This is a genomic window from Lysinibacillus sp. NPDC093688, from assembly GCF_050280145.1.
GTDB lineage: Bacteria > Bacillota > Bacilli > Bacillales_A > Planococcaceae > Lysinibacillus > Lysinibacillus xylanilyticus_B.
The window spans coordinates 27,212-30,582 of record NZ_JBNNUX010000044.1 but is presented as its reverse complement, the minus strand read 5'-3'; the positions used below and the strand labels follow the sequence as shown (position 1 = coordinate 30,582).

The 3,371-nt window shown below is 36.9% G+C and carries 4 protein-coding genes and 2 pseudogenes; 5 read left to right on the top strand and 1 reads right to left on the bottom strand.

All coding sequences use genetic code 11. The features are described 5' to 3' along the window. Window positions 1–192 precede the first annotated feature (192 nt). From ACQKN2_RS22295 to ACQKN2_RS22285, 3 genes and pseudogenes are all read left to right on the top strand, one after another. Window positions 193–321 (top strand): annotated as a pseudogene (locus ACQKN2_RS22295) (MerR family DNA-binding transcriptional regulator); the annotation flags it as partial. A gap of 16 nt (window positions 322–337) precedes the next feature. Then, window positions 338–721, top strand: a pseudogene (locus ACQKN2_RS22290) (RNA-guided endonuclease InsQ/TnpB family protein); the annotation flags it as partial. 202 nt (window positions 722–923) lie between these two features. After that, window positions 924–1,184 (top strand): DUF1294 domain-containing protein, encoded by a 261-nt coding sequence (locus ACQKN2_RS22285; RefSeq protein ID WP_427416885.1) that lies wholly within the window; start codon window positions 924–926, stop codon window positions 1,182–1,184. Between the two features lie 113 nt (window positions 1,185–1,297). Here ACQKN2_RS22285 and ACQKN2_RS22280 read toward each other — a convergent pair whose 3' ends face one another. Beyond that, the gene (locus ACQKN2_RS22280) at window positions 1,298–1,693 is read right to left on the bottom strand and encodes a sigma-w pathway protein ysdB (RefSeq protein ID WP_427416884.1); all 396 of its coding nucleotides are present in this window, start codon (window positions 1,691–1,693) and stop codon (window positions 1,298–1,300) included. Window positions 1,694–1,797: 104 nt separating this feature from the next. Between ACQKN2_RS22280 and ACQKN2_RS22275 the strand changes: the two genes are divergently transcribed. Both ACQKN2_RS22275 and ACQKN2_RS22270 read left to right on the top strand, forming a co-directional pair. After that, a complete protein-coding gene (locus tag ACQKN2_RS22275) occupies window positions 1,798–2,283 on the top strand; it encodes a dUTP diphosphatase (RefSeq protein ID WP_427416883.1) in 486 nt (161 codons plus the stop codon). 94 nt (window positions 2,284–2,377) lie between these two features. Then, window positions 2,378–3,371, top strand: a 994-nt coding sequence (locus ACQKN2_RS22270) for a M42 family metallopeptidase (RefSeq protein WP_427416882.1), incomplete at its 3' end; no start/stop codon positions are given.

The following is a 3,371-nucleotide window of genomic DNA, read 5'->3' as shown; positions in this document are numbered from 1 at the left end:
CTTATTAGAAGATAAGATGAAGATATAGTCTGCGCTTATGTGAAAGCATAAGAGGTCTACTCGTGAGAGAAAGACTGCATGAAGGGTTGCGCCTTAGTGTGAACAAGAAAAATATATACAAATATAAAAATGTTAACAACCTCTCTAAATAGGGTAATGTGATTTTATCATAGTGAAAGAGAGGTGGTGCACATGGAATTAATATCCATTGAAAAATTTGCTAAACGTGTTGGTGTAAATGTTGTAACGCTAAGAAGAGTGGAAACAAAGGGCGAGTTTATGCCTGCCCATGTATCTTCTAGTGGTACGAGATATTATTCAAAAACAAAACACTGATATCCGTAATTTATACAAGCGACTTAACGACATTCGAACAAATCATATACATCAGTGTTCTAATGAGATTGTGAAAATCAAGCCATCTCTTATTGTAATGGAACATTTAAATGTAAAAGAGTTGATGAAAAATAAACATCTGGCGAAGGCGGTAGCTGGGCAAAAGCTATATGAATTCAAACGGCAAATTCAATACAAATGTAAAAAATACAGAATTGAATTTGTTGAAGCCGACAGATGGTTTCCATCATCAAAAGTTTGTTCTTGTTGTGGACAAATCAAATCCGATATGAAACTGAAAGACAGATTATATATCTGTTCTTGTGGATTAAGGTTGGATAGAGATTTGAACGCAAGTATTAACTTAGCAAATTACTCAATCTAAGGAATTTGACTGACACTAAGCCTTAGATGTGTACGCAACGATACTGCGGAATTTAAGCCTTTGGAGAGTCATACTAAATGGCAGTAGCTTTTTGCGAAACCAGACTCGAAGAATAAGGAAGACACAAATACGAAAGTCGGAAGATATAAGTTGTGTCACAGTAGGGATGTTTACATTTTTAAGAAATGTATATGTTTTTCGTATCGGACAAGCATTATTAGCTTATATGGCGATTGTTTCTGTAGTCCTGCTCGTTATGATGGGCATGGATAAATCAAAGGCAAAAAAACATGAATGGCGTATCGCAGAACGTACGTTATTTACATTAGCAATTGCTGGGGGTGCAGTAGGTGGCGTGCTAGGAATGTATTTATTCCGTCATAAAACACGACATAACAGCTTTGCATTTGGTTTCCCACTGCTAGCAGCTATTCAAATTTTTATTCTAGTACAAATATATTAGAACACATTCCGATAAAACCGGAAAATGTTCCGATAAATCACAAAAACATTCCGATAAAGCCCAGAAATGTTCCGATAAAACTCAAAAACATTCCGATAAATAAAAACACATCCTCATTCTGAGGATGTGTTGTGCATAAGCTTTTCAATCGGTTGCTTCCAATTTATTTTTGCGTTCGGATAGTTCAATAGAATTTCTTGCTGTAGGTATTCAAAGTCTCTTTTCATAAAACCCTGCAGTGTAGCGGCGTCACGAGCGCCAACAAAAATCGTCACAACCTCGAAGGCATCTTCAGTCGTGCCGAGGTATTTTTCACCTTCGAAAAGAGCACCCTTATAAGAGATAAAGAAATTTTTTCGGACATTTTTGACATCATCATAAAAATAATATTGGCCTTTTTCATAGGCTTCATCAAGTTTTCGCTTAGGATCGGTTATATAACGAATCGCTTTATAAAATACATAGATAATAAGCGTAATAACAGCAAGACGAATAAGTAACGGCAACATTTTTAATTTCCCCCTTGAAGAAAGGTTATTCCTTCCTATACGATTGTAAGGGACAATTAGTTTCACTTTAATATAAATATTTTTAAGAAATTTAGGAGAAAAAAATGAATTTACAAAAATTGTTTAAAATGCAAAAAGAACTTGATGATTTCATCGAAAAAACACAAAATATTGAACGTGATGTATTTAAAGAAAAAGGTTTAGCCTTAATGGTAGAGCTAGCCGAACTTGCAAATGAGACACGTTGCTTTAAGTTTTGGAGCACAAAGGGAGCTTCAGAACGTGATGTGATTCTAGAAGAATATGTGGATTCGATTCATTTTATATTATCACTGGGCCTATTAAAAGGTTATACGGCAATAGAAAAATGGCCTGTGATTGAAGAGAAGAGAGATTTAACAGAGATATTTTTAATGACACAAGACAATATTTTAAATTTTATTAGTCAACCAACTGAGGATAGATATTTAGTGATCTGGCAATGCTATGGATTACTTGCGTTTAATCTAGGCTTTACGTTTGAGGACGTAGTGGCGGCATATATAGAGAAAAATGAAGAAAATCATAATCGTCAACGTTCCGGGTATTAAAGTAAGAAATCCGACAATTTTCAGACGATTTAACTAGGAATATTTCGGTAAACGAAGTATAATAGAGAAGATACAAGAGTCGGGAGGTAAAAGGATGACACAGCTAGATTCAACACTACAAATGTTTAAAGATTTAACAGATGCGAATGGTATTGCAGGTAATGAACGTGCACCGCGTGAGGTCATGAAAAAATACATTGGACCATATGCAGACTTAGTTGAAACAGATAATTTAGGCAGCGTCATTGCTAAAAAAGTTGGCGATGAAAATGGCCCTAAAATTATGGTTGCAGGTCATTTAGATGAAGTAGGCTTCATGGTTACCCAAATCGATGACAAAGGGTTCATCAAATTCCAAACTGTAGGCGGCTGGTGGAGCCAAGTTATGCTTGCACAGCGTGTAACAATTACAACACGCAAAGGCGATGAAATTATTGGGGTTATTGGTTCAAAGCCACCTCATATTTTACCAGCAGATGTGCGAAACAAAGTAGTAGACATTAAAGATATGTTTATCGATGTTGGTGCAGCTTCAAAAGAAGAAGTGCTTGATTGGGGCGTACGTCCTGGCGATATGGTAACACCATATTTCGAATTTAATGTGATGAAAAACGAAAAATACTTATTAGCAAAAGCATGGGATAACCGCATTGGTTGTGCAATTGCCATTGATGTTATGAAAGCATTGCAAAATGAAAAGCATCCGAACATCCTTTATTCTGTAGGGAATGTCCAAGAGGAAGTAGGGCTTCGTGGTGCGAAAACGGCTACGCATAAAATCCAACCAGATATCGGATTTGCTGTCGATGTAGGTGTAGCAGGAGACACTCCAGGGGTAACTGCAAAAGAATCAACTAGTAAAATGGGCGCTGGTCCACAAATTGTTGTCTACGATGCATCAATGGTGTCACACCGTGGTTTACGTGAATTCGTATTAGATGTGGCTGATGAGCACAATATTCCATATCAATTCGAGGCAATGGCTGGTGGCGGTACAGACGCTGGCTCTATCCACGTAACTGCAAATGGAATACCTGCACTATCAATCGGTATAGCAACACGCTACATCCACTCACATGCGGGCATTT